Genomic DNA, 26089 nt, shown 5'->3' with positions numbered 1-26089 from the left:
TTTAAGGCAAATATTTCATTATTGTTTGTGCAATATCATCTACATCTGCAACTTCATCAACAAGTTGCGTTTCTACTGCTGCTTTTGGCATTCCATATACAATGCAAGTTTCGGCTGATTCTGCAATAGCTATGACATTACCACTTTTTTTCAATGCTTTCAGTCCATTAGAACCATCATGGCCCATACCAGTCATAATGACTGCCACTTTATCAAAATCCTTATATTGACTAACATCTTCAAACATTACATCTACAGAAGGGCGATGGCCTGATCTCGGTGCTTCCTGATTATCAAGAACAATGCCAAAAGTCGTTCCTACTTTTCTCAGCTTTAAATGATAACCACCCGGTGCAATATAAGCTACTCCATTTTGCAATATATCGCCCTGTTCCGCTTCTTTTACAGCAATTTCACTTAGCTGATCCAGACGAGTAGCAAGTGATTTAGTAAATCCAGCTGGCATATGCTGAACAATTAATATAGGTGCTTGTATGGACTTAGGAATTTTAGTAATGACCTCCTGAAGTGCACGAGGTCCTCCAGTTGATGTACCAATTAACACCATTTTCTTTCCAACTTTACTCCATTCTACCAGTGGCTTTGATGTAGCTACATTGCTAGCAGCAACATTCATAAGAGTTGGTGTTCGTCCATGCTGTTGTGGCTCCTTTACTACGGTACTCGCTCTTGTCACTGGTTCTTGTTGTTTTTTACTACCAGAAGGTTTTTTCAATTTGGAAATCGGCACCATTGCCGCTTGCTCTACTTTGTGAACAAGCTCATTTTGGATTTTATGTAAATCAAGAGAAATGGTTCCGCTTGGCTTTGCGACAAAATCTACTGCACCACTCTCAATTGCTGCTATTGCATTTTCTGTCCCACGTTGAGTGGTACTCGAGAGCATTATTACAGGAACTGGACATTGAATCATAATTTCTTTTAAAGCATCGAGCCCATTCATTTCAGGCATCTCAATATCCATTGTCACAACTGTTGGCTTCAACGACTGTATTTTTTTGATCGCATCTTTTCCATTTCGTGCCGTTCCAACTACTTCCACCTTCGAGTTGCCAACAAAAAAGTCACTAATTAGCTTTCTCATAAAAGCAGAATCATCCACAACTAATAGCTTGCTTTTATGTAAAAAGTCCAATTAATCACGCCCTTTCGAGAAAATACTTCTGAGTTTCGATAAAAAATTTTTAGCTGTTTGTTCATGTGCGTGTATTTCCTCTGCACGATGTTCCATAAAACGAACGACTATAAGTTGTAATGTCTTTGATATTAGTGCGTCTGGATAAGCAAGCGAGAATGGTACTTGCTCACGCACAGCCTTACGCACAACTGGATCTTCAGGTAATGAACCTAGAATGGTTATTTCTTTGTCTAAAAAACGTTTCATCGTTATTTTTAAACGTTCATTCGTTTCAATTCCTTCTTCTTTGCTAAAAGCACGGTTACAAAGAATATAAAACTCCTTCTCTGGATCACGTACATGAATATATTTCATCATGGAGTACGCATCTGTTATAGAAGTAGGCTCCGCTGTTGAAATGACAATAATTTCATCAATGGATGTCAGTAAGTCTAATGACCAATTTGTCGCACCAGCCCCCATATCAAATAAAATATAATCATAGTTTTTTTGAAGCTGTTCAAAGGCATGAATCAATCGCTCAAACATACTTTGTGACCAATCTAGAACGCTCGTCATACCAGACCCACCTGAAATATACTTTAGATCATAAGGTCCTTCAAATATTACCTCATCTAGTAATTTATTTCCTTCTAAATAGTCTTTCAAACTATAAGAAGCATTTTTCCCAATTAAAATATGAATATTCCCCATCCCAATATCCATATCTACAATGGCAACTCTTTTTCCCTTTTGGGCCAAGGTTATAGCAAAATTCATGGTGAAGTTACTTTTACCTACTCCACCTTTGCCACTGACAACTGCGATGGCTCTACCTAGTTCGCCCTGCTGCCTCATCATTTTCAAGCGTAATGTTTCAGCTTGGTCTCTCATTTTTCTTCACCTTGAAAAAACAAATTAAGTACTGCTTCTAAATCAGCTTCCTCAATATCTTCTGGTACTTCTTGACCATTCGTATAGTAAGCAAGTCCTTTATTATATTTAATCATTAAATTGATCATTGTGCCAATAGAATTTGTTTCATCAATTTTTGTGAAAATGAATTTTTCAATTGGTAATTGCTTAAATTGGTCTACAATGTTCTCCATATCCTTTTCTTTCGTTGTCATAGCAAGGACTAAGTAAGACTCTGCTTGATCATCGAACTTAATGAGACGTTGGAGATCATCCACATACTTGACCTCTTTATAATTGCGACCTGCTGTATCAATAAACACCAAATCTAAATGGGATAAACTTTGGATTGCTTGCTCGAAATCGGTCGCATTATAAGCAATTTCAACTGGAGCCTGTAAAAGACCTGCATATGTTTTTAGCTGTTCTATGGCAGCAATTCGATACGTATCGGTCGTAATAAAGCCGACTTTTTTCTTTTTTTCTAACACAGCTCGCGCTGCCATTTTAGCAATCGTTGTAGTCTTTCCAACTCCTGTTGGGCCTAAAACATTTATATACTTTCTTTCATAGGACAATCCTCCAACAGGAAGGGCCTCTAGCTGCTTACGTAGTAAATTTTTCGTTATTAATTTACATTGTGAAAAATTTATTTCTGACGCTTCTTTGAAATGCATAAAAAGCTCATCACCTATCGTTGTGATGAGCTCTTCACTTAGCTCTTGCTGTCTTAAGTATTCAATGAAGGGGAAGAGTTCATCGGGATATTGAGCTTGGGTGGTCTTTTTATGCATCGATTGCATTAAAGATTTTAAATCTGCAATTTCCTTCCTCAATTCTTCAGAGATGCTAGTATCCTCATGCACTGCTGCAACATGTGGTGTTGGCTCTTGATGGACTTTTGCTTGAATAGCATTTGTAATCTCTTGTAACCTTGCATTTTCTTTTGTTTCTACAGGTAGTACAGCTGGTGCTGGAGCCACATAACTTGGCTCCATAACATCAACTCCCGCGACCACTTCAAAACTTTTCTTTTTAATCATACCGAAAAATTTCTTTGTGATGACTACTTTTGAATTTAAAATGACTGCGTCCTCACCTAATTCTGCCCGCACTTGCTTCATCGCCTCTGGTATGGATGATGCATAATATTTTTTCATTTTCATTGAACATTCACCACCCCAACACTTTGAATTTCAACTGAAGCATCCAGCTCATTATAAGAGAGAACTGGAATTTGAGGGAAATAACGCTCCGTCAATTGTCGTAAATACATACGAACTGCTGGAGAGCATAAAATGATAGCGGATTGCTCCATAAAGGAAACACGCTCTACTTCTGCTGCAATAGTCTCTAAAACGGTTTGAGAATCTTGAGGATCCATTGCTAAATAATTTCCGTGATCCGTTTGTTGAATACTATCAGCAATCATTTTTTCTACTTTACCTGACACCGTAATCACCTTTAATGCTGAACTATCTCCAACATATTGTGCAGTAATTTGACGTGCTAATGCTTGACGGACATACTCCGTTAAAATATCTGTATCACTCGTTAATTTTGCATAGTCTGCTAATGTCTCAAAAATTATAGGTAAGTTACGTACAGACACATTTTCTCGAAGAAGCTTGCCAAGTACCTTTTGGATTTCTCCAGTAGACAAAGGAGTCGGTGTTAATTCTTCGACTAAAATAGGATGTGTTTCGCGTAAGTGATCGATTAACTGCTTCGTCTCTTGGCGTCCTAGTAACTCATGTGCATTTGCTCGAATGATTTCTGTTAAGTGTGTTGACACCACACTTGGTGGATCAACAACTGTGTAACCATACATTTCGGCATCTTCTTTCACTTGCTCCGTAATCCATTTCGCTGGTAGTCCAAATGATGGCTCCACAGTATCAATTCCTTCAATAGAGTCATCATCACCAGGGCTCATCGCTAAATAATGATCTAATAAGAGCTCGCCTCGTGCCATTTCATTCCCTTTTATTTTAATTCGATATTCATTTGGTTGCAGCTGAATATTATCTCGAATACGAACAACTGGGATGACGATACCTAATTCTAATGCTAGCTGTCGTCGAATCATAATAACACGATCTAATAAATCCCCACCTTGTGTAGCATCTACTAAAGGTATTAATCCATAACCAAATTCAAATTCGATCGGGTCCACATTTAATAAATTCACAACATTTTCAGGGCTCTTCATGCCATCTGTTGCCACTTCTTCCTCAATTTCAAGTAATTCCTCTTCATCCTCTGGCTTCTTACGCCCCATCATATATGCTCCTGTAATGAGTGACGCACCAATTGGAATCGTTATCCAATCTGGAATTGGTGTAAATAATCCAAGTAAGATAATCGTTCCACCAGCTACATAAAGAAGCTTTGCCTGAGCAAATAATTGTCCTGTTATATCCTGGCCAAGACTTCCTTTTGAAGAGGCACGGGTTACAACAATCCCTGTAGCTGTTGAAATAAGTAAAGCCGGGATTTGGGATACAATACCATCTCCAACTGTTAGTTTAGAAAAATGAGTTGCTGCTTCTGCAAATGGAAGACCCATTTGCACTACCCCGATAATGATCCCAAATAATAGGTTGATAATAACCATTACCATTGAGGCAATGGCATCCCCTTTTACGAATTTTGTGGCACCATCCATCGCTCCATAGAAGTCTGCTTCTCCCGATACCTTTTCACGTCGTTCACGTGCTTCTTTTTCGGAAATGACCCCTGCATTTAAGTCAGCATCAATACTCATTTGTTTACCAGGCATTGCATCGAGTGTGAAACGTGCTGCTACTTCAGCTACACGCTCCGCGCCCTTTGTAATTACAATAAACTGAATTAACACTAGAATTAAGAAGACAACTAAACCAACAAGAACATTCCCGCCAACTACGAAATCACCAAAGGTTTCAACGACTGACCCTGCATCACCATTTGCTAAAATAGCACGGGTTGTGGAAACACTTAGTCCTAATCGGAACAAGGTTAACAGTAAAATGACCGATGGGAAGATAGAAAAGTCCAATGCTTCCTTCATACTCATTGCTGTTAGCAGTACAATTAATCCTAATGTAATATTAATGACAATTAAGAAACTTAACATCCACGGAGGAAGAGGGATGATGAGCATCGCAACGATTAAAATAACCGCACCTAAAACCCCAATATCGCGAACTTTCATTTGTGTCCCTCCTACTTAAAAGCTTTAAATTTTTCGCTTAATACGGTAAACATAAGCGAGTATTTCTGCTACTGCCTTAAAAAATTCCTCTGGTACTTGATCACCAATTTCTACCTGATCATACATCGCACGTGCTAAAGGTCTATTTTCAACCATTATGACATCATGCTCTTTGGCGATCAGCTTAATTTTTTGGGCGACAAAGTCTGTCCCCTTCGCAACGATACGTGGGGCATCCATATTGTCCTCATCGTATTTGAGGGCAATCGCATAGTGAGTAGGGTTGGTGATAACAACATCTGCATTCGGCACCTCTGACATCATACGACGCATCGCCATTTCGCGTTGACGTTGTTTGATTTTGGATTTAATCAGCGGGTCACCCTCACTATTTTTATATTCATCTTTAATATCTTGCTTAGACATTTTAAGATTTTTTTCATACTCATGTTTTTGATACATCCAGTCCAGAACGGATACACAAAGTAAAACTAAAGATGCGGCTATACCCATTATGCCGACAAGCTTCCCTACTGTAATGAGCGTCATCCATGGACTTTTAAAAGATAAAGCCAAAACTTCTGGTAGGTTTGTCCAAATAATAATTGTTGTGACACTTCCTATAAAGCCAATCTTTAAGACCGACTTCAGCAGTTCAACAATGGCCTTAACAGAAAATATTTTTTTTAACCCTTTAATAGGATCCATCTTTTTTAAATCAAATTTCATTGGTTCTAATGTAAATAAAAAGCCAAACTGCAGGAAATTACCCGCAAGAGCTCCAACAAAAGCAATCGCCATGATGGGCACAATAATAAAAGCCATCTGTATCAATGTTTCTGTAAATAAGCGCATCACACTATCAATCGTTAATTTTTCGATGCGTATGTTATGAATAAATGTTTGTCTAAAAAAAGCTAATAATTCATCACGCAAGGAGCCAGCAAAGAAAAATAAAAAGATAAATACCATAAGCATGACAATGGCACTAGAAATATCTTGACTCTTTACAACTTGCCCTTTTTTTCGAGCATCCTGACGTTTTTTAGGGGTTGCCTTTTCTGTTTTTTCACCTGCAAAAAACTGGATATCTAAACTTAGTAGTAGCTTCATATCATCCACCACCTAAAATGGCCATTAAATCTCGTATACCGTAGATCATAATCGTAATGAGCTTTTGAATAACTTGAATCATCACAGCCATCATTGTAAACATTACTAAAAAACTAACTCCGATTTTAATCGGAAAACCGACCACAAAAATATTTAATTGCGGTACTGTTTTTGCTGTTATTCCTAAAGCTAAATCGACTAAAAATAAGGTCGCCACAACAGGAGCAGCCATCTGAAATGCTATCGCGAAAACGGCTGTGAAAGTCGTCATAATAAATTTCGGTAAGCTTTCACTAGCAAAGCTTGGAAATTGATCCATCGGTAAAAATTGATAGCTATAGTAAATTCCATTCAGAATCATATGATGGCCATCAATCGCTAATAAAAAAAGAAGTGCTAGCATATTAAAGAACTGACCAATTAATGGGCTTTGCGCACCTGTTTGTGGATCAATAATATTGGCAATGGCAAATCCCATTTGAAAATCAATAAAGCTTCCTGCAATTTGTATTGCAGACATGATGATGTAGCCCATAAGACCAAGCAATAGTCCAACAAGTGCTTCTTTCATCACTAATAATATGTATTCATCATTGAAGACCAATGGCTCAACATCAATTGTATAGTACATCATCCAAGCTAATACCAGTGCGAGAGTAATTTTGACTTGTGGCGGAATGGTCCTATATGAAAAAAAGGGGACCGTAACAAAAAATGCTGAAACACGCACAAGTACTAATAAGAAAACCGTTAAATGTGGAATTAATTCATTCATGGACTCACCCTATATAACGTGTTAAATTCTCGAATATGTCTCTCGCATAGCTAGTAACTTGAGATAACATCCATGGGCCAAAGAATACGATGGCCACTAGGACAGCGACAATTTTGGGTACAAATGCTAATGTTTGCTCTTGTATCGAAGTTGTTGCTTGAAAGATACTTACCGCTAAACCAGTGATTAAAGCAACTAATAATAGCGGACCGCTTGTTAGAAGGATAATCATAATGGCACGTTCTGCTATGGAAATAACCAATTCACCTGTCATACTGTATCATCCCCTAAAAACTTTGTAGTAACGATTTCATGACTAGATACCAGCCATCTACCAGAACAAATAATAAGATTTTAAATGGCAAGGAAATCATTACTGGTGGTAACATCATCATCCCCATCGACATTAAAGTACTCGCAACAATCATATCGATGACAAGGAATGGTATAAAAATCATAAAACCAATTTGAAATGCTGTTTTTATTTCACTTAAAGCAAATGCTGGGACGAGCATTGTTAGTGGGATTTCCTCCACTGATGCTGGTTTTTCTGCTTGATTATAAGATAAAAATAATTCAAGGTCTTTTTGCCTTGTATGCTTACTCATAAACTCTTTAAATGGTGCACTAGCACGATCATATGCTTCTTCTAAACCAATCTCTTCAGCAAATAACGGCTGTAATGCCTCTTTATTCACCTCTTGAAAAGTTGGTGCCATAATAAAGAACGTTAAAAATAGTGCTAGACCAACAATCACTTGATTCGGTGGCATTTGCTGTGTCGCTAATGCCGTCCGCACAAAGGATAAGACAATGACAATTCTAGCGAAAGATGTCATTAATATTAAGATACTCGGTGCAAGAGATAAAACCGTTAGTAACAGTAGGAGCTTAACAGATGTAGAGACGTTGGTTGGATCGCTATTGGAAAAAACATTGATTAAATCATTCATTTATCATCCTTCTCCTTTTGCTTCCATCTCTCTATCTCATCACTACGCTCCTGTTTTATTTCAGATATCTTTTTTTCAAATAGTTTGCCAAATGAATCTTGCTTTTGTTCATTGTGCATACTCACTTGCTCTTTTTTCTTAAACTTAGAAAGTACTTCTGCAATATACGGTGATGTTGTTGCAAGTTCTTGCCTTTCGTTATAGAGTGCTAGCAATGCTTCAACTTCTTCAGGATCAGTAATTTCACGTAACAGTTGCACATCTTCTCCAACCCCTACTAAATACAATGATTTACCTACTTGTAAAAGCTGAACTGACTTTTGAGCACCTAACGATAAACCGCCTAAATTTTGTACCATTTGATTACGTTGGAAGTTTAAATTTCGTTTATTTAAAAACTTCATCAATCCATAAAATAAAGCTACAACAAAAATAAGCGCCAAAACCATTTTTATGTATTCCCATGCAGATATATCTCCAGCTGCTGATACATTTATTTCTTGTTTAGCAGCTGGATCGGTAGTATCTCCATTACAAGCTTCTGGGTTTTCAATGCAATCAGTGACACTATTCGTATCAGCATCCGCATAAACAGAAGTTGGTGTCGGGTACAAAAACAGGAAGGATACAAGAAATGCGAAAATCATCGTGAAACGAAATGATTTTAACATTCTCATACAATCATCCCAGTGCTTTTTGAATCGCTTCAATTACACGATCTGCTTGGAAAGGCTTCACGATAAAGTCTTTCGCGCCAGCTTGAATTGCATCGATTACCATTGCTTGTTGTCCCATGGCTGAACACATAATTACAGTTGCACTTGGATCTGTTCCCTTAATCGCTTTAAGAGCCGCAATACCGTCCATCTCAGGCATTGTGATATCCATTGTTACTAAATCGGGTTTTAATTCATTGTACTTTTCAACAGCCTGTAAGCCATCTGCTGCCTCTCCAACAACTTCAAATCCATTTTTTGATAAAATATCCTTGATCATCATGCGCATAAATGCAGCGTCGTCTACAATTAAAATTCTTTTAGACATGGTTAACTCCTCCAATTGAAACTATCTTAAATTATTTAAACGCTCTGCTTGACTTAAAACATCTGTAATACGGACACCAAAGTTTTCATCAATAACAACGACTTCACCTTTAGCGATTAAACGACTATTGACTAAAATATCAACAGGCTCCCCCGCTAATTTGTCTAGCTCAATAATTGAACCACTCGATAGTTCTAAAATCTCTTTAACAGAACGTTTCGTACGTCCTAACTCTACAGTAACTTGCAATGGAATATCAAGTAGCATATTTAAATTTCTAGCTTCAGATTGAGAGATTACATTTGGATCAAAGCTAGCAAACTGTGCTTGTTGCACATTCACAGGTTGTGCAGGTCTTGCTGGTTGCGTAAACTGTGGTTGCTCTTGATAAATAGGTTGCTGCGTTGGTGCTGTCTGCTGTTGATATACTGGTTGTGCAGGTGGTGGTGTTACAGGTGCTTGTTGTTGAACTGGTGACGCTGCAATTGATGGTGCCTCAGGGGCAATCGTTGCAGCTACTGGTTCTTCAATAGACTCTGTTTCACCTAAAAGAGATTTTACAATGTTTTGACTAAATTTAAGCGGTAATAATTGCATTAAATTTGAATCAATTAAATTACCAATGCGTAGTCTAAAGGATACTTTAACTAATAAATCGTCTTCTGGAATATTGTCACGGCCTTCATCCTGTGAAATATTCATTAAATCAATAGTCGGTGGAGAAATATCCACTTTTTTATTAAATACAGTCGACATCGATGTTGCCGCTGAACCCATCATTTGGTTCATAGCCTCTTGAACAGCACTTAGTTGAATTTCACCTAAGTCTGGCTTCGGATTTAAACCATCGCCACCTAACATTAAATCAGCAATAATGGCTGCATCCGATTGTTTAATAACAAGTAAATTCATACCTGTTAAACCAATCGTATATTCCACTTGTACAGCCACATAAGGATGAGGAAACTCCTCTTCTAATTTATTACGGTTTATCATGGAAATACTTGGAGTAGTAATATCTACTTTTTGACCTAATAACGCAGAAAGTGCTGTAGCAGAACTTCCGAAAGAAATGTTACCTACCTCACCTAATGCATCTTGTGCAAACGAATCAAGGTAATCCTCAACTCTTAAATCATTAGTCTCATCATTTGAAGAAGCTGCAGTGTCGCTGTTTTTATCTTCCAACGTCTCGCCCCTTAATAACGCTTCAATTTCTTCTTGGGAGAGCATTTCATCACTCATCTTCGTCTCCTCCTTTCAAAGGGTCGATAATCTGGATTGCTAATTTTTTGCCTTGCTTACCTGGTTGAACCGTGAATTTTGGCAATGTTCCAACTTTCAGTATTAATGGATCTTCGATTTTTTGATCTAATTGTATAACATCACCAATTTGCATTGTAAGGAAATCCTCAATGGTAATGTCCGACAGACCCAGTTCAACTGAAAGTGGTAATTGTGCTTGTTTCACACGTGTTTCCAGCATTTTTGTTTGCTCTGGAGACATCTCTTTTGTATTTGTCTGCATCCAGTAGCGAACAGATAGATTTGGAACAATAGGCTCCAACACAACATGCGGGATACAGATGTTAATCATACCGCTTGTCTCACCAATAATCGTATTTAACGAAATTACGACCACTGTTTCATTTGGTGAGATCATTTGTAAAAATTGTGGATTTACTTCAAGCTCCACTAATATTGGATCAATTTCTGCAACATTTTCCCATGCCTCGCGTAAATTGTCGAATGAGCGTTCAAAAAGGTTTGTCATAATCTTTGTTTCAATTTCTGTTAAGTTATCTACATTACTATGACTTGCCCCACTACCGCCCATTAGACGATCTAACATGGAATAGGCAATGTTCGGATTTATTTCCATCAATATATTACCATCTAATGGTGGCACTTCAAACACATTAATGAGTGTCATATTCGGAATCGAACGTACAAACTCTTCAAATGGTATTTGGTCTACCGATGCAACCGTAATCTGTACATAGCTTCTAAGCTGTGCAGAAAAGAAGGTTGTCAATAGTCGTGCAAAGTTTTCGTGTATTCGGGTCAAACTTCGGATTTGATCTTTTGAGAATCGAAGTGCTCGTTTAAAGTCATAAACTTTAACCTTACGTCCCTCGTCCTCCTTTTTTATATCGTCAGCTGACATTTCCCCAGTTGATATAGCGGAAAGCAGCGCATCTATCTCGGATTGAGATAACACATCTCCTGCCATTTGCCCACCTCCATTTCAAGCAGTTTCTGTTTTATTGAGTGATGAAGGAGGTAAAATATACTTCCTGAACTTCTCCCTCTTGCATCAATTCATTTAACCTTGTTTTTAATGATTTTTGGAAAATTTGTTTCCCTTGCTTACCCTCTAAATCCTTTTGCTCCATTTCAGAAAGCTCTTGAATGGCAATATTTTGCACTTGGAAAACACGCTTTGTTAATTCTGTAGCAGCATCTTTACTTGTCGTTTGAATTTTTAATGACAAGCGTACAACTCTGTTATCTGCAAGATTTGTCGTGATTTCAGGAACCTCCACAGAGGATTCTACAATCTCATCAATGGATGGCTCAACAGCTCCTGTTGGCTTATTAAATTGTGTAAGCAATACAAATAAAATAACGCCAATCAGTATGACTGCTACTAGCAAAATAATAATCATTGTTAACATTTTATTATTCTTCATCTTTTTCACCTCGTAGATGCGGGTTGGATAAAATTTGTATATTATTATAAAAGGCAGTTACCTTTTGTCGCACCTCATCTTCACTCTCTAAAACAATTACTTTTGTTCCAGTTGTTAAAGTAATAGTCGTATCTGGAAACGATTCGACTGTTTCTATGTATAAAGCATTTAATGTAAATGCTTTGCCATTAAGACGTGTTAGTTCGATCATTGAAATAGGGCCGGGTCTAGCGTGAGAGCCGGCCCGACCCTCCCTCATATGAAAATATGTTTTATCAAACACCTGTTATGAATTAAAGAACTATATAATCATTATCGTTTTAAGTTTACTAGCTCTTGTAACACTTCATCTGATGTTGTAATAATACGAGTATTCGCTTGGAAACCTCGTTGAGCCACAATCATCTCTGTAAATTCTTCCGATAAGTCTACATTGGACATTTCTACTGTGCCAGGTACTACTTTACCCATCCCTGCAACAGTGGCTACTTGTGCATAGGCAGCACCAGAGTTTGCTGTTTGTTGGTAATAGTTTCCTCCAACCTTAGAAAGACCACCCGCATTTGGGAATTTAGCCATAATTAGCTGTCCTGCCCATTTACGATCACCGTTTAGGTCCACATATTCAATCGTACCATTAGCTCCGATGCTAATTTCTTTAGCAGTCGTTGGGATACGGATTGGCCCTACCTCACCATCGTCTGGGTCTAGTACACCATCATCATCAAATAAGTTAGCACCTTCATCTCCAGAAGCGACTGGTGCTTCATCTGGATTGATACCATCGTCATCAGTTTCCATAACAATTTCTTCTCCAGCAGATACTCCTACTAGATATTTACCATCAGCATTTACTATATAGCCATTGCTATCCATATAGAAAACACCATTACGAGTAAATAGGGTATTATTGAAACCTTCTTCGCCAATAAAACCACTATCTGGGTCTGGAGCTCCATTTGCGTCAGCTACCATGAAGAAGCCATCTCCTTCAATCCCTAAGTCAAGTCCACGCCCAGTACCTTGTAATGAGCCGCCACCATGTATTGTATCAATAGCAGCTAATTGAGAACCCAAACCAACTTGTTGTGGGTTAACACCACCTCGTGTAGCTGTTGCTGCAGATGCACCAGCTTGTGTTTGAGACATTAAATCTTTAAAAAGAACACGCCCCTTTTTAAAGCCAACAGTATTAACATTTGCGATGTTATTACCAATAACATCTAGCTTCGTTTGGAAGTTTTTAAGACCTGAAATACCTGAATACATAGAACGTAACATAAGTTTTCGTTCTCCCTTCGTTTTTTATAGGTGTGCCTCTATCAATCAGCATCACCAAGGCTTCCTTACATAAGAAGGTCCAGCCTTTACAGCACAATGGTGCCATCAATATTTGTAAATAACTGTTGTTTTGCCTCCGTGCGATCCATTGCTGTAATGACAGTAGCATTTTTAGCACTGACAATTAAAGCTGCTTGATCCATCAAGACTAATGGTTGTTTGACACCTTTTGAGTGTGCTTCAAATACCTTATCCGATACTACCTGCCATTCTTGTTCAGAGATGTCAATTTTACGTTCAATGATCCGTTCATGCGCATGTTTGCTCACCTTTAGTTCTTGCTTTGCAGCCTCCTGTAAATGAGCTTTAAAGGATTGCTGCGATTGAATTGGCTTAGGTTGTATTGTGTGAATAGATGGATGCAAGGGTACACGATGAATTGAAAATTTATCCATCATTCTTCTCCACCTTTATTCGCTAATTACTGTAAAATCTTTATCTGTTAGTTTTTTATCATTATCTAATACGTAATAGATAACGCCATCTTTATTTGAAACAGAGACAATTCGACCTTGTAATTCTTGGTCGCCATCTTTATACGTAACATTTTTACCAATCAGTTTACTTGCCTGTACAAGCGGAGATTCTGGTACAGTATTACCGCCATCTGTATTTGTTCCAGAGCCACCTAGTATTCCTGAAATATTACCAGGCGTTATTTCTTTTCCATCTGTTAATTTGAATACAACACTACCATCTACAAATTTCAAGGATTCAATTACACCTGTTCCTTCATTTACAACAGGATCCCCTTTTTCATCTGTTTTATCTGTAATTTCATGCCATTTCACTTCTTTACCAACAAAGGATGCATAATTCATCATCTGTGTTTGTTGCTGTGATGCCAATAATGACTCCATTGTCTTTGTCATGTTTTGCATTTGTTCTAAAGAAGAAAACTGTGCCATTTGAGAAATGAATTCTCGGTCATCCATAGGATTTGTAGGGTCCTGATGCTGTAATTGTGTAATTAAAAGTTGTAGAAAGGCATCTTTGCCAAGCTCACTATTACCTGTTTGTTTCGTTGGTTTTTTATAATTCGAGTAATACAAATCATCCGTTATGGATGTATTGCTTACATTTTTTGTTGCATCTGCCATTATTACACCTCCTCATTGATTAAATAGTCATCAAAGGATAGTCCTTCATCTTCATCTTCATTTTTATGTTCTTGCTCTTCATCCTGTTGCTGCTTAAAGAAATTATTGAAGAAGCTTTGATCGCGTTGCTGGCGATCTGCATCTTGTAGTGATTGTGCTATATCAAGACGATCTACTTGAATGTTTTGTTGAACAAAAGCTTGTTTTAGCTGATGTGCTTGACTATCAAGTAATTCACGTCCATGAGCTGTAGAAGCTAGTAAACGAGCTGTCAGTACGCCATCATTTTGTACAAGTTCAATACGAACTGTCCCAAGATTTTCTGGGTACAATTTAATCGTTAAACGTGTGATCCCTTGTGCATTTGAAATTTGTGCTCTATTCATAATAGCCTGCATTTCTTTTAACAAAGCCTCAGACTGCGCAGGTTTGGCAGTTGGTAATGTGACATGGAATGTATCCGGTTTTGTTTGAACTGTTTGCGGTGTAACCATGTCATTTGTGCTTGTCTCACTCTGCTTCGTCACTTGTACTTGCTGAACTACTTGCTGAAAGCCTTGTAATGGCAATGCTCCAGTTGTTTTGGTTGTTGTTAGTTGTGTAGTTTCTACTTGCGTTTGTAATGATGTTAATAGACTCTTAACCGTTGTTAATAAGTTTTCTTGTGAAGTTGTTAAGTCCGTTTTCTGTCCGACTAATTGTGCTAGCTTCAATACTTGAAGCAGTTGTGTAGCGTCTTTTGGTGTTACTTGTCCTTCACCTTGTAAAGCAGCTCCTATTTGCGCCTGCAGTATCGGTGCTTGGGCATCTACTAGTGATAGTAGCTCCCAAACATCACTAGCTTTCTTCTCTTCTCCTAGCAGCTGTTGGACTATTTTTTGAAGTTGCTCTTCATCAATACCTAATGCATTTAGTATATTTTCTAAATTAAGCATTTCATCCATTGCCACTGCTTTATTGTCTTCGCCAAGCTGAAGCATTAATAACCCATCATCATGAGGGATTCCTAGTAAATCTAGTAATTCCTCCATTGAATCAGCATTTAAAACCGCTTGTAAATCGGCTAGCTCCTTTGTTGCAGTTGACTGCGAAGATTGGTTTGTTTGCGTTGAAGACGACATCATTTTACTAAAAACAGACCCGAAATTCGATACATTTTCTTTATTCGGAGTTCCATTGACCTTACCTTCAGGACTATTAACGGTTGAAGATTTTGCTGCTTTATTAGGTACAGACTTAGTGATCATTTGCATCATTGCTACATCCATTGTTCTTTCACCTCCTTTCATTTATCTTATTGTTTAGCCATTAACTCCGTATATTTTGCTGCATCTTTGGCATCCATTTTCTCTAATATGGCTGCTAACTTATCAGGCTTTAAATTCGTTAAAATTCGTAGCGCCTCCGCATCACTCATATTGATTAATACTGGTGCTGCAGCTTTCGGAGACATCTTATCGAACGTTGATAAGATATCATTAAAGTCACGCTTTACATCATCTTGTTGTCGATTCAATTTTTCAATTTCAAATTGCAACTGTTCTTTTTCTATCACTAACTTCTCTTTTTCAGTTGTTGTTGTATCAAGCTTTTTTTGTAGCTGTGTAATTTCAGCTTCTTTTTCTTGTATCTCTGCCTGTAAATTAACTAATTTAGAGTCGTTATTAATGGCAGCATCTTTAGCTTGTTGCTCTTCTGATGGGACAAAGGGTAAACTTCCTATTGCCTTTTTCCCTAAATCAAAGACATTCGTATTCATTAACGTTGCCACAACAAGTAAAACCGCTACTACAAACATAATCGGTAGTACAATCCAAGTAAAAAACTTTAGAAAGCCCCCTGTTTTTTTCTTTGACTGCACTTCTACTAACTCCGCTGTCAATCGATTGTCTTTTTTTGCCATGAAATCACCTGATTTCTCTCTTGTTATACGTTTGTAATGAAATTTCATCTAGAAAAAGGCTTTCTATACGATCTTGCTCTTGCTGGAATAGCTTCAAATCTTTTTCTCTCATTTTTTCAAATTTACGTACTTCCAAGTTTTTTTCTAATAATTTTTCCTCGTGCCAATTCATCTTCGCACGAGCTTGTATCACTTTCTGTTGTACATCTGCAATTGTTTTCTCAAGACTATCTATAAAACGACTATAATGATGAATTTCGTCAATAGATGAGCCAATCGTTAAACGCTCCTGCTGAAATGCGATTAAGTCTTCTTTCTTTTTAAGTAATTCATATAATCTTGTTGCTATTTCTTCAAAAGAACGGACAGATTCTTTATAAGCCATTTCGGTTTCGTTTTTTTCTTGCTCACGAATTGTTAACACTTTTTCAAAACGATACACATAACTGACCATCTATTTCGCACCACCGTTCGATAATGTTATTAACTCATTGACACTTTCTTCTAATGTTACTTTGTCTAAATAGCCTTGTTTAAGATAATGCGTAATGAGCGGTTCATAATGAATGGCCTCATCAATCTCTTTAGAAGTTCCTCTTTTGTAAGCTCCAATATTGATCAAATCCTCAGATTTGTCATATGTATAGTAGAGTTCCCTTAATCGTTCAGCAGCTTTTTTATGCGCTGGCTCTGCAACATGATTCATCAAACGGCTTACGCTTTTTAAAACATTGATGGCTGGATATTGACCTTTATTGGCTAGATTTCGATCCAATACAATATGGCCATCTAATATCCCTCGCACAGTATCAGCTATTGGTTCATTCATATCATCACCATCAACTAAAACGGTATAGAATGCTGTGATTGAGCCCTTTTCATTAGTACCAGTACGTTCTAATAATTTAGGTAATATCGCAAATACAGAAGGCGTATACCCTTTTTGTGCCGGTGGTTCTCCCGTGGCAAGTCCAATTTCACGTTGTGCCATGGCTACACGTGTAACGGAGTCCATCATCAGCATGACATTTAAGCCTCGATTTCTAAAATATTCGGCAATCGCTGTCGCTGTAAAAGCGCCTTTAATCCGCATTAATGCTGGTTGATCTGATGTGGCTGCAACAACAATGGAGCGACTTAAACCTTCTGCGCCTAAATCACGTTCGATAAATTCACGAACCTCACGACCACGTTCTCCTATGAGCGCAATGACATTTAAATCTGCTTGCGTGTTTCTAGCAATCATACCTAGTAACGTACTTTTTCCGACCCCAGAACCAGCGAAAATACCAACACGTTGACCATTACCAACTGTTAGCATGCCATCAATCGCCTTCACCCCTACTTCGAGTCTTTCGTCAATTGGTGGACGAGTCAGTGGGTTCGGTGGATCTTGCTCAGTAGGGACGGTCATTAACCCTTTCGGTAATAAGGTGCCATCGATTGGATTCCCCATAGAATCCAATACTTTTCCTATTAACTCAGGGCCCACTTTTACTTCTAGAGGGGCACCAGTCCCTTCAACAAGACAGCCAATAGATATTTCACGTAAAGAGGTGAATGGCATTAAGACAACTATCTCATCTTTAAAACCAACAACCTCTGCTAAAATGATTTGGTGACCATTGTTTACAGTTTCCACATGAATTTTACAGACATCACCTATGGAACTATCTGGACCTTGCGACTCAATCATCAAGCCGACAACTCTAGTTACTCTACCAAACTTTTTAAAAGTAGGTATATGAGGAATATGTTCGATTAATTGAGCCGTTTTCATCAAGATCATTCCTTACTCTCTAATATTTCATGTAGCTTTAATCTAAGCTCATTCAATTGCTCATCAATACTAACCATAATGCGACCATGATTTGTTTCAATATAGCAATCTGTTTCATTGTCTAAATCTTCATTCACAAAAATCATAAATGGTACATCCATCGGGAACATTTCTGCTAATTCATCTCGATTAGTGGTAATTAAAGCGTAGTATGTTGGGGAAACATAAATTTTAATTTCTTTCATTTCCCTTGCTTCTTTCAACCCTCGACGCACAATTGACACAAACAGTTCGTTATCTTGCTCTAGTGAGGTGCCAATAATTCGTTCTGCTGCAGTTAAGCCTAACTCTAAAATGACCGCTTCTTGATCTTCAATATATTTTTGTGCATTTTGTTTCGCTTGAATCATAACTTCATTCGCAGTTTGAAGTGACTGGGCCATTGCTTCAGAGGCTTTGTTCATACCATCTTCATAGCCTTGCCCAAACCCCTCATCATACGCCTCTTGCACTCGATTCGGTCTCTCTTCTTCCCAGCTTAACTTTAAGTGTTCAATTTCTTGGAAGTGTAATTGCTTTTCTTGTTCAAACATCTCACGTTCTGCTTGCAAAGTAGCTCTAGCTTCTGCAAGTAAACGATCTCGCTCTGCCATTATTTCATCCAATGTTAATTGATGCTGTGATGAGACTTCATGTTGGTCTACTTCAATCGGTTCAAACATATCTCGGATTTGGATTTCTTTAATACTATCGCTATCAGACTGGGTGTAAATAGAACGGATGATTCTAGACAATGACGTCATCTCCTCCACCGCGAGCAATAATAATCTCTCCAGCATCCTCTAGACGACGAATAACAGCAACAATTCGAGATTGCGCCTCCTCTACGTCACGTAATCGTACAGGTCCCATAATTTCCATTTCTTCTTTAAATGTATCAGCCATACGCTGTGACATATTGCGGAAAATAATATCTTTTACTTCTTCACTTGATACCTTCATTGAAAGCAGTAAGTCTTCGTTTTCACAGTCACGAATAACACGTTGAATGGAACGATTGTCGAGTGTAACGATATCTTCGAACACAAACATACGTTTTTTGATTTCCTCTGCAAGTTCTGGATCCTGTATTTCGAGTGCATCGAGAATTGTTTTTTCTGTTTGTCGATCTACGCCATTTAACACTTCTACGACAGCATCGATACCACCTGTTTCAGTGTAATCCTGTGTAACTGTTGACGATAATTTACGCTCTAATACAGATTCAATTTCACTAATTACTTCTGGAGAAGTCGATTCCATTACTGCTATACGTTTAGCAATATCCGCCTGTACTTCCTGTGGTAGTGAAGATAAAATAACACCCGCTTGCCCCGCCTCTAAATAAGAGAGAATCAGGGCAATTGTTTGTGGATGTTCATTTTGAATAAAGTTAAAAATTTGTGCTGGATCAGCTCTTCTAGCAAAATCAAACGGACGCACTTGTAGAGAAGATGTTAGACGATTAATAATCGTTTGCGCTTGTTCAACACCAAGCGCTTTTTCTAATACTGTTTTCGCGTAGCCAATACCACCTTGTGTGATATAGTCTTGCGCTAGTGCGATATTGTGAAATTCTTCAATAATCTCTTCTTTGACATTTGATTCTACTTTTTTAACACTTGAAATTTCTAATGTTAAACGTTCAATTTCTTCCTCTGTTAAGTGTTTATAGACAGAAGCTGAAACCTCAGGCCCTAATGAAATTAACAAGAGTGCGGCCTTTTGTTTTCCGGTTAATTCCTTATCTTTCTTGGACACAGCCGAACCTCCTAGTTAGTCTTCCGCAATCCAACTACGCAGTAACTTTGCAAAATCGTCTGGCTTTTCTTTAGCCATTTTTTCAAGCTGCTTACGACGCATTGTAGCTTCCGTTTCAATTTCTTCATTAATATCATCAATCATTAATTCTTCTTGTTCTTCTAGGATACTTAGCTCTTCTTCTTCCTGCGCACGCTTACGAGAACGGATAATAAAGAATGCTAGTAATAAAATAACAGCTAATAAGATACCGCCAATGACCCAAACCCACCATGGGATAACTGGTTTTTCATCAGCGACCTCTGTCGCCTTACCATATAAAGGTTGTACTGAAACAGCTACTTTCTCGTCAATTTGCTCTTGTGTAAGTTCTGCTGCCACATCTTTGGAAATTGTTGTACGAACTATTGTACTTAAAATTTTCTCGATATCTTCACGAACACCATCTGGTAATGACGCTGCATCTGTCGCTGTTGGTGGTTCAACAATGACTTGAATTCCAATATCTTGAACTTTATAAGGAGCTTCTTGGATATCTTTACGTATACGATTCACGTCATTATTGATCGTTTCCTCTGTACGTTCATAGTCACCATTCCCTGTTGCACCTTCGTTATACGTTGTGAAGTTATCTGTAGTTGTTTCAGCTTCAGGTGTTCCTGCAGCTGCTGCGCCTGTACCAGAATACTGCTCTGTAATTCGTTGAGCACTAATTGCGATACCTTCCATATTTTCTTCATCAACAGGTGTCACAAGGTTTTCTTCACGATTTTCTTTCTTGAAGTCAATATCCGTTGTAACAGAAACCATCACTTTATCTTGTCCCATCAACGTTCCTAGCATATTTTGCACTTGACGCTGTAGATCACGTTCTACTAATTTCTTCATTTGTAATTGACCTTCGGCTGTCGCTGTGGAAGTACCATCAGTAGTAGCAGCATTCAAATCAAAGTACTCTGAGAATTGATTAGAGATTACGATGTTTTCAGTTTTTAAATTGGGAATACTTTTTGACACCAAATTGTACATAGTAGTAATTTGCTGTTCTGTAAATTTATAGCCAGGGTCTGTATTTAAAACAATAGATGCCGTTGCCTCGCCTTGCACATCCGTTACGAATACCCCTTCTTCAGGAACTGTAATCATTACTTTGGCATCTTTTACACCCTCTAAATTTTTAAAAAGCTTAGCAATTTCAGTTTCAGTTGCTGCTTTTTTTAAGAGGTTAAATTCATTATCTGTCATACCAAATCCTGAACTATTAGCAAATGAGTAATCAATTGTGCCTGTTTGCGGATAGCCCTCTGAAGCTAATTGTACTAACAAGGAGTCAACTTGCTCTTCTGGCACTAAAATAGATGTTCCACCTGGAGCAATTTCATAGTTCACACCTTGGGAATCTAGTGCTTCCTTTACTTGTCCAATTTCTCTAGTTGATAAATCTTTATAAAGTGGAACATATGTAGTTTTCGAAGCAAAAAACGTCACGATGGCTGCAAGTGCGATGACGCCTACCACGGAGCCAATCATAACTATTTTTTGCTTTTTACTTCGACTTGTCCAAAATTGACTGGTGTCGTTTTTTATTTTCGTCAATCGTTCATTCATTATGAATCCTCCGGTTATAGTGAATAACCTAGCCATCAATAATTTGCGAACATAATGAGTCCACTATAGTAGTGGTTATTAATCTAGTTTGAAAAGAGTTTCCTTATCTAGACAATAAAATTAAACACTCATTCGCATTATTTCTTGGTAAGCTTCAATCACCTTATTGCGAACTTCAATTGTTGCGTTTAATGTAATGCTCGCCTTTTGTGAAGCAATCATCACTTCATGCAACTCCACATCTTCACCTTTAATTAGCTTTTGAGTAAATTTATCAGAAGTTATTTGCTGATCATTTACTTTGGCTATTGCTTCTTTTAACGAGTTCGCGAAGCTTTGTTGCGCTTCATAAGGTGTTGTATTGAGTTTATTTGTTTCATTTACAACCTGAGTAGGTGTCATTAGCGAAACGGACGAAATAGTCATTATGTATCTTCCTTTCTACTTATTTATTTACCAATCTCTAAAGCCTTTGTTAGCATGGATTTATTTGCGTTAAATACAGTTATATTCGCCTCATAGGAACGTGTTGCTGACATTAAATCTACCATCTCTTTCAATGGATCCACATTTGGCATATTCACATAACCATCTGCATTTGCATCTGGATGAGTTGGGTCATAAACAAGTTTGAAAGGTGTTTCTTGATCTTCTGAAATTCGAGAAACTTTCACACCATTGCCAACACCACTTTTCGCATTTTTACCAAGGGCTACATTCAGAAATTTCGAGAATTGTCCTTCTTGTGCTGCGAACGTCACAGACTTACGTCGATACGGTTCCCATTCCCCATTCACTTGACGAGCACGAGTCGTATCCACATTTGCCATATTGGAAGAAATAACATCCATTCGTAATCGTTGCGCTGTTAAAGCAGAGGCAGTGGTATTCATCCCATGAAATATAGACATCTATTACTTACCTCCCTTTATAACGGTATTCAATGTGTTTAATTTTCCATTAACACGGTCAATTAAAGCATTGTAATAAATTTGATTCTCTGCTAATTTTGCCTGCTCAGCATCCATATCTACAGCATTGCCATTATTTCTATATCGCAAGTTCTCAACATTATTAACGCCAGGCGTAGATTGTCGAATTGTGAAATCATAATGTCTGCTGTCAGTACGATATGCGGAAATAGACATACTTTGCTGTTCTACCAACATATCCTTAAAACTAACATTTTTCGCCTTATAATTAGGCGTATCGACATTCGCAATATTGTTTGCGATTGTTTTATGATTCAAAGTTGCATAGGAAAGTCCGTTTTCCAGGCTACTAATAGTTCCACCAAATAAATTCAAAACTGTTCACCTCATTTTATTTCAATTTATGTACTTGTTAATTTATCCAATAATACAATTGTAATTAAGATGATACCTAGTGTCTATTGTCTTTTGTCACTTTTTAATAGTCTATCCGCCCTATTTTTTCTAATGTATAACCATGACAAAACTTCTGCATCCCTTATGTCTCTAAGGTTTATCAAAGGTTATTAGACATCTAGTTATTTTACACCATTTCGACAGTGTTTACGGTTTTTGTATTAAATATGCCTTTTTCTGAGCTTTATCGCCTTATAAATATTGACTAAATAAAGGTCCCATTTTACTAGTTCAATCAACACAAGCATATTTTGCCTATGAATGTGACACATATTTGAACAAGTTTTTCACCATTCTTCTAAAGTAACACACATTACATTTTTATATGCTAAAGGTAGTGACGATTTTTTGAACAGCATTAGGAAGAAAGAAATAAGAACCTACAATAATCAGCATTTTTGTACTTATGGCAAAAAAATAAGCACAAAAATCTCCTCCCTCACGGGCTAATACACAAAAAAAAGCGCCTAGTTTTACCCTAGACGCTTTCAGAATCTTCTTAAAGAAGTATTTATTTCATTTTAATTTCTGCTAAAGCATTTAAGAATTTATCGTTTAGCACTTTAATATAAGTACCTTTCATACCTAAAGAGCGAGATTCAATGACACCAGCAGATTCAAGTTTACGTAATGCGTTGACAATCACTGAACGCGTAATACCCACACGGTCAGCAATCTTAGAAGCAACTAGTAAGCCTTCATTGCCATCAAGTTCTTCGAAGATATGCTCAATTGCTTCTAACTCACTGTATGAAAGTGAATTAATAGCCATTTGTACGACAGCTTTGCTACGAGCTTCTTCTTCAATTTCTTCTGATTTTTCACGTAAAATTTCCATACCAACTACTGTCGCACCATACTCTGCTAAAATTAGATCATCATCTTCAAATTGTGAAGATAAACGAGCAAGGATTAATGTACCTAAACGTTCTCCACCACCAACAATCGGTACAATTGTTGTTAAAGCGTTTTGGAATAAATCTTTGTTTTCAACTGGGAAAGCAGTATGTTCGTTGTTAATATCTAAATTTGATGATGTTTCAGAGATCGTAAACAAGCTATGTGTGTATTCTTCTGGGAACTGTCTCTCTTCGAACATTTTTTTCATACGCTCATTTTCAATTTGTTGGTGAATTGAAATACCTAATAATTTCCCTTTGCGACTTAAAATATAGACATTACTATCAATAATATCGCCTAATGTATCAGCCATTTCCTTAAAGTTTACTGGTTTACCAGCAGATGCTTGAAGCATCGAGTTAATTTTACGTGTTTTTTCTAATAAATTCATTATATGTTCCTCCTATAAATAATCCGAAGAGTATTTATTAAATATTCTAAAGGTTTTTATTATTGAATGATACTAATTAGCTTTTTCTTACAATATAAACTGTGACAAATCTTTGTTTTTTACTATACCCGCAAGTTTTTGATCTACATACGCAGCATTGATCGGGATACTTGCTGGTGCAATTTCAGAAGCTTCAAACGATAGTTCTTCAAGTAAACGTTCTAATATCGTGTGTAATCGACGAGCTCCGATATTGTCAGTTTCCTGATTAACCTCCGTAGCAATTTCAGCAATTCGTTCAATAGCATCTGTTGTGAAATGAATTTCCACGCCTTCCGTTTCTAACAATGCCTTATATTGCAAAATAAGTGATTGGTCTGGTTCTTGTAAAATACGTACAAAATCCTGTTTTGTTAATTTTTCAAGCTCTACACGAATTGGAAAGCGTCCTTGCAATTCAGGAATTAAATCTGATGGCTTCGACATATGGAATGCACCAGCAGCTACAAACAGCATATAATCCGTTTTCACCGCACCGTATTTCGTTGTAACAGTTGAACCTTCAACGATTGGTAAAATATCTCGTTGGACACCTTCACGTGAGACATTTGCTGAAGAATTGCCTTCTTTACTAGCAATTTTATCGATTTCATCAATAAAAATGATACCTGTTTGCTCAGCTCTAGTAATAGCCTCTTGTGCCACTTCATCCGCATCTATCAGCTTATTCGCTTCTTCAACTGTTAAAATACGACGGGCGTCCTTCACTTGTACACGACGTTTTTTCTGTTTCTTCGGCATCAAACTGGATAACATATCCTGCATGCCACTATTCGCAGACATATCCATTCCCGTTCCTTGTAACGCATCAAAAATAGATGGATTTTGTTCTGTTACCTCCACAGTAACCCACTCATTTTCTAATTTACCGTTACGTAAATCAATCGCAATTTGTGCACGCTTAGAGCGTACTTCAACCTCATCTGTTGAAGAATCATCAGTCGTTGGTTGCTCTTTACCACCAAATAGCATTTCAAACGGATTTTGCATCGCCTGTTTCTTACGTAAAGAAGGCACCAAAAGTTTCACAATCGCTTCATTTGCTAATTCTTCTGCTTGTTCCTTAACAGACTCCATCATTTCTTCCTTTACTAGACGATGTGAGGCTTCTACTAAGTCACGTACCATTGACTCAACATCACGCCCTACATAACCTACCTCAGTAAACTTTGTCGCTTCAACTTTCACAAAAGGAGCATTTGTAAGCTTAGCAATTCTTCTGGCAATTTCCGTTTTTCCGACACCTGTTGGTCCAATCATTAATATATTTTTAGGAATAACTTCATCCTTCATATCCTCATGTAACAACGAACGACGATAGCGATTACGTAACGCAATGGCTACAGCGCGCTTAGCTTCATTCTGCCCAACAATATAACGATCTAAATGCTCAGTAATTTGTCTTGGCGTTAAATTTTTTTGCGTCATTAGTTCAGCGCCTCCACGATAATATTATGATTCGTAAATACACAGATTTCAGCAGCTGTTTCTAATGCCGCCTCAGCAATTTCACGAGCAGTCATTGTTTCACCTGCATATTTTTTCAATGCTCTACCTGCAGATAATGCATAATTTCCACCAGAACCAATAGCCAAAATGCCATCATCCGGTTCAATGACTTCCCCTGTACCTGAAACGAGTAGCAATGTCGTTTTATCCATTACTAATAACATCGCTTCTAACTGGCGAAGCATTTTATCACCGCGCCACTGCTTTGCTACTTCCACTGCTGCACGCTGTAAATTACCATTATACTCATTTAGTTTGCCTTCAAACATCTCAAAAAGTGTAAATGCATCAGCGACGGAACCTGCAAAACCTGCAAGGACCTGCCCATTAAACAGACGTCTGACCTTTTTTGCTGTTCCCTTCATCACAACTGCATTTCCCAATGTTACTTGACCATCACCAGCCATGGCACAGCCTCCGTTATGATGAACTGCAAATATCGTTGTCGCATGAATTTGTCCCATCTGCCTTCCTCCTTAGCT

30 protein-coding genes are annotated in these 26089 nt (G+C 37.7%); all 30 read right to left on the bottom strand.

Going from position 1 to position 26089, the window contains the following annotated elements; translation table 11 throughout:
* Position 1: 1 nt before the first annotated feature.
* The 30 genes from MKY46_RS05440 to hslV all read right to left on the bottom strand — a co-directional run bounded on the left by MKY46_RS05440 (position 2) and on the right by hslV (position 26071).
* Positions 2–1156 (bottom strand): protein-glutamate methylesterase/protein-glutamine glutaminase, encoded by a 1155-nt coding sequence (locus MKY46_RS05440; RefSeq protein ID WP_082673691.1) that lies wholly within the window; start codon positions 1154–1156, stop codon positions 2–4.
* Positions 1157–2032 carry a MinD/ParA family protein gene (locus MKY46_RS05435; RefSeq protein ID WP_340833814.1) on the bottom strand — a complete coding sequence of 292 codons (876 nt, stop codon included), beginning with the start codon at positions 2030–2032 and terminating at the stop codon, positions 1157–1159.
* On the bottom strand, positions 2029–3219 hold the full coding sequence (gene flhF / locus MKY46_RS05430; protein WP_058843506.1) for a flagellar biosynthesis protein FlhF: 1191 nt from the start codon (positions 3217–3219) through the stop codon (positions 2029–2031). The genes MKY46_RS05435 and flhF overlap by 4 nt, the downstream gene beginning before the upstream one ends.
* Positions 3216–5249, bottom strand: coding sequence for a flagellar biosynthesis protein FlhA (gene flhA / locus MKY46_RS05425; protein WP_036124222.1), 2034 nt, complete (start codon positions 5247–5249; stop codon positions 3216–3218). The genes flhF and flhA overlap by 4 nt, the downstream gene beginning before the upstream one ends.
* 24 nt (positions 5250–5273) lie before the next feature.
* Positions 5274–6362 (bottom strand): flagellar biosynthesis protein FlhB, encoded by a 1089-nt coding sequence (flhB, locus tag MKY46_RS05420; RefSeq protein WP_036124225.1) that lies wholly within the window; start codon positions 6360–6362, stop codon positions 5274–5276.
* Between the two features lies 1 nt (position 6363).
* Complete coding sequence (gene fliR, locus MKY46_RS05415; protein WP_141903467.1) at positions 6364–7137, bottom strand: flagellar biosynthetic protein FliR; 774 nt, start codon at positions 7135–7137, stop codon at positions 6364–6366.
* Positions 7138–7141: 4 nt separating this feature from the next.
* Entirely contained in the window at positions 7142–7411 is a 270-nt protein-coding gene (fliQ, locus tag MKY46_RS05410) for a flagellar biosynthesis protein FliQ (RefSeq protein ID WP_036124229.1), read from the bottom strand.
* Between the two features lie 13 nt (positions 7412–7424).
* On the bottom strand, positions 7425–8090 hold the full coding sequence (gene fliP / locus MKY46_RS05405) for a flagellar type III secretion system pore protein FliP (RefSeq protein ID WP_036124231.1): 666 nt from the start codon (positions 8088–8090) through the stop codon (positions 7425–7427).
* The gene (locus tag MKY46_RS05400) at positions 8087–8761 is read right to left on the bottom strand and encodes a flagellar biosynthetic protein FliO (protein ID WP_230593865.1); all 675 of its coding nucleotides are present in this window, start codon (positions 8759–8761) and stop codon (positions 8087–8089) included. Before MKY46_RS05400 ends, fliP begins: the two co-directional genes overlap by 4 nt.
* Positions 8762–8771: 10 nt before the next feature.
* On the bottom strand, positions 8772–9134 hold the full coding sequence (locus tag MKY46_RS05395) for a response regulator (RefSeq protein ID WP_004269288.1): 363 nt from the start codon (positions 9132–9134) through the stop codon (positions 8772–8774).
* 21 nt (positions 9135–9155) lie between these two features.
* Positions 9156–10379, bottom strand: a complete 1224-nt coding sequence (gene fliY / locus MKY46_RS05390; RefSeq protein ID WP_340833813.1) for a flagellar motor switch phosphatase FliY — start codon at positions 10377–10379, stop codon at positions 9156–9158.
* Positions 10372–11367, bottom strand: a complete 996-nt coding sequence (fliM, locus tag MKY46_RS05385; protein ID WP_036124724.1) for a flagellar motor switch protein FliM — start codon at positions 11365–11367, stop codon at positions 10372–10374. The genes fliY and fliM overlap by 8 nt, the downstream gene beginning before the upstream one ends.
* Before the next feature lie 31 nt (positions 11368–11398).
* Complete coding sequence (fliL, locus tag MKY46_RS05380) at positions 11399–11827, bottom strand: flagellar basal body-associated protein FliL (protein ID WP_036124726.1); 429 nt, start codon at positions 11825–11827, stop codon at positions 11399–11401.
* Positions 11817–12038 carry a flagellar FlbD family protein gene (locus tag MKY46_RS05375; RefSeq protein ID WP_036124831.1) on the bottom strand — a complete coding sequence of 74 codons (222 nt, stop codon included), beginning with the start codon at positions 12036–12038 and terminating at the stop codon, positions 11817–11819. Before MKY46_RS05375 ends, fliL begins: the two co-directional genes overlap by 11 nt.
* A gap of 101 nt (positions 12039–12139) precedes the next feature.
* Positions 12140–13108 carry a flagellar basal body rod protein FlgG gene (gene flgG / locus MKY46_RS05370; RefSeq protein ID WP_036124729.1) on the bottom strand — a complete coding sequence of 323 codons (969 nt, stop codon included), beginning with the start codon at positions 13106–13108 and terminating at the stop codon, positions 12140–12142.
* A gap of 86 nt (positions 13109–13194) precedes the next feature.
* The gene (locus MKY46_RS05365; RefSeq protein WP_036124832.1) at positions 13195–13563 is read right to left on the bottom strand and encodes a TIGR02530 family flagellar biosynthesis protein; all 369 of its coding nucleotides are present in this window, start codon (positions 13561–13563) and stop codon (positions 13195–13197) included.
* A 15-nt stretch (positions 13564–13578) separates the two neighbouring features.
* Positions 13579–14268 (bottom strand): flagellar hook assembly protein FlgD, encoded by a 690-nt coding sequence (flgD, locus tag MKY46_RS05360; protein WP_036124730.1) that lies wholly within the window; start codon positions 14266–14268, stop codon positions 13579–13581.
* 2 nt (positions 14269–14270) lie between these two features.
* Entirely contained in the window at positions 14271–15536 is a 1266-nt protein-coding gene (locus tag MKY46_RS05355) for a flagellar hook-length control protein FliK (RefSeq protein ID WP_340833812.1), read from the bottom strand.
* 26 nt (positions 15537–15562) lie between these two features.
* Positions 15563–16171, bottom strand: a complete 609-nt coding sequence (locus MKY46_RS05350) for a MotE family protein (protein WP_036124734.1) — start codon at positions 16169–16171, stop codon at positions 15563–15565.
* A gap of 4 nt (positions 16172–16175) precedes the next feature.
* Positions 16176–16625 carry a flagellar export protein FliJ gene (fliJ, locus tag MKY46_RS05345; protein WP_036124736.1) on the bottom strand — a complete coding sequence of 150 codons (450 nt, stop codon included), beginning with the start codon at positions 16623–16625 and terminating at the stop codon, positions 16176–16178.
* Positions 16626–17951, bottom strand: coding sequence for a flagellar protein export ATPase FliI (gene fliI, locus MKY46_RS05340; protein WP_036124834.1), 1326 nt, complete (start codon positions 17949–17951; stop codon positions 16626–16628). It abuts the gene before it with no gap.
* Between the two features lie 5 nt (positions 17952–17956).
* A complete protein-coding gene (gene fliH / locus MKY46_RS05335) occupies positions 17957–18745 on the bottom strand; it encodes a flagellar assembly protein FliH (RefSeq protein WP_036124738.1) in 789 nt (262 codons plus the stop codon).
* A complete protein-coding gene (fliG, locus tag MKY46_RS05330) occupies positions 18738–19751 on the bottom strand; it encodes a flagellar motor switch protein FliG (protein ID WP_036124740.1) in 1014 nt (337 codons plus the stop codon). The genes fliH and fliG overlap by 8 nt, the downstream gene beginning before the upstream one ends.
* A gap of 15 nt (positions 19752–19766) precedes the next feature.
* Positions 19767–21359 carry a flagellar basal-body MS-ring/collar protein FliF gene (fliF, locus tag MKY46_RS05325; protein WP_036124742.1) on the bottom strand — a complete coding sequence of 531 codons (1593 nt, stop codon included), beginning with the start codon at positions 21357–21359 and terminating at the stop codon, positions 19767–19769.
* Positions 21360–21479: 120 nt separating this feature from the next.
* Positions 21480–21785: a flagellar hook-basal body complex protein FliE gene (fliE, locus tag MKY46_RS05320; protein WP_036124744.1), complete on the bottom strand. Its 306-nt coding sequence runs from the start codon at positions 21783–21785 to the stop codon at positions 21480–21482.
* 23 nt (positions 21786–21808) lie between these two features.
* On the bottom strand, positions 21809–22270 hold the full coding sequence (gene flgC, locus MKY46_RS05315; protein ID WP_036124747.1) for a flagellar basal body rod protein FlgC: 462 nt from the start codon (positions 22268–22270) through the stop codon (positions 21809–21811).
* 3 nt (positions 22271–22273) lie between these two features.
* The gene (gene flgB, locus MKY46_RS05310; protein WP_036124750.1) at positions 22274–22666 is read right to left on the bottom strand and encodes a flagellar basal body rod protein FlgB; all 393 of its coding nucleotides are present in this window, start codon (positions 22664–22666) and stop codon (positions 22274–22276) included.
* Positions 22667–23258: 592 nt separating this feature from the next.
* Complete coding sequence (gene codY / locus MKY46_RS05305) at positions 23259–24038, bottom strand: GTP-sensing pleiotropic transcriptional regulator CodY (protein WP_004229266.1); 780 nt, start codon at positions 24036–24038, stop codon at positions 23259–23261.
* Between the two features lie 87 nt (positions 24039–24125).
* Positions 24126–25526 (bottom strand): ATP-dependent protease ATPase subunit HslU, encoded by a 1401-nt coding sequence (gene hslU, locus MKY46_RS05300; RefSeq protein ID WP_036124752.1) that lies wholly within the window; start codon positions 25524–25526, stop codon positions 24126–24128.
* Entirely contained in the window at positions 25526–26071 is a 546-nt protein-coding gene (gene hslV / locus MKY46_RS05295; protein ID WP_036124754.1) for an ATP-dependent protease subunit HslV, read from the bottom strand. Before hslV ends, hslU begins: the two co-directional genes overlap by 1 nt.
* Positions 26072–26089 lie beyond the last annotated feature (18 nt).

The organism is Lysinibacillus sp. FSL M8-0355 (assembly GCF_038008985.1).
In the GTDB taxonomy this organism is placed as follows: domain Bacteria; phylum Bacillota; class Bacilli; order Bacillales_A; family Planococcaceae; genus Lysinibacillus; species Lysinibacillus fusiformis_D.
Note: the sequence above shows the minus strand (reverse complement) of the source record. Positions and strands in the feature narration are given on the sequence as shown.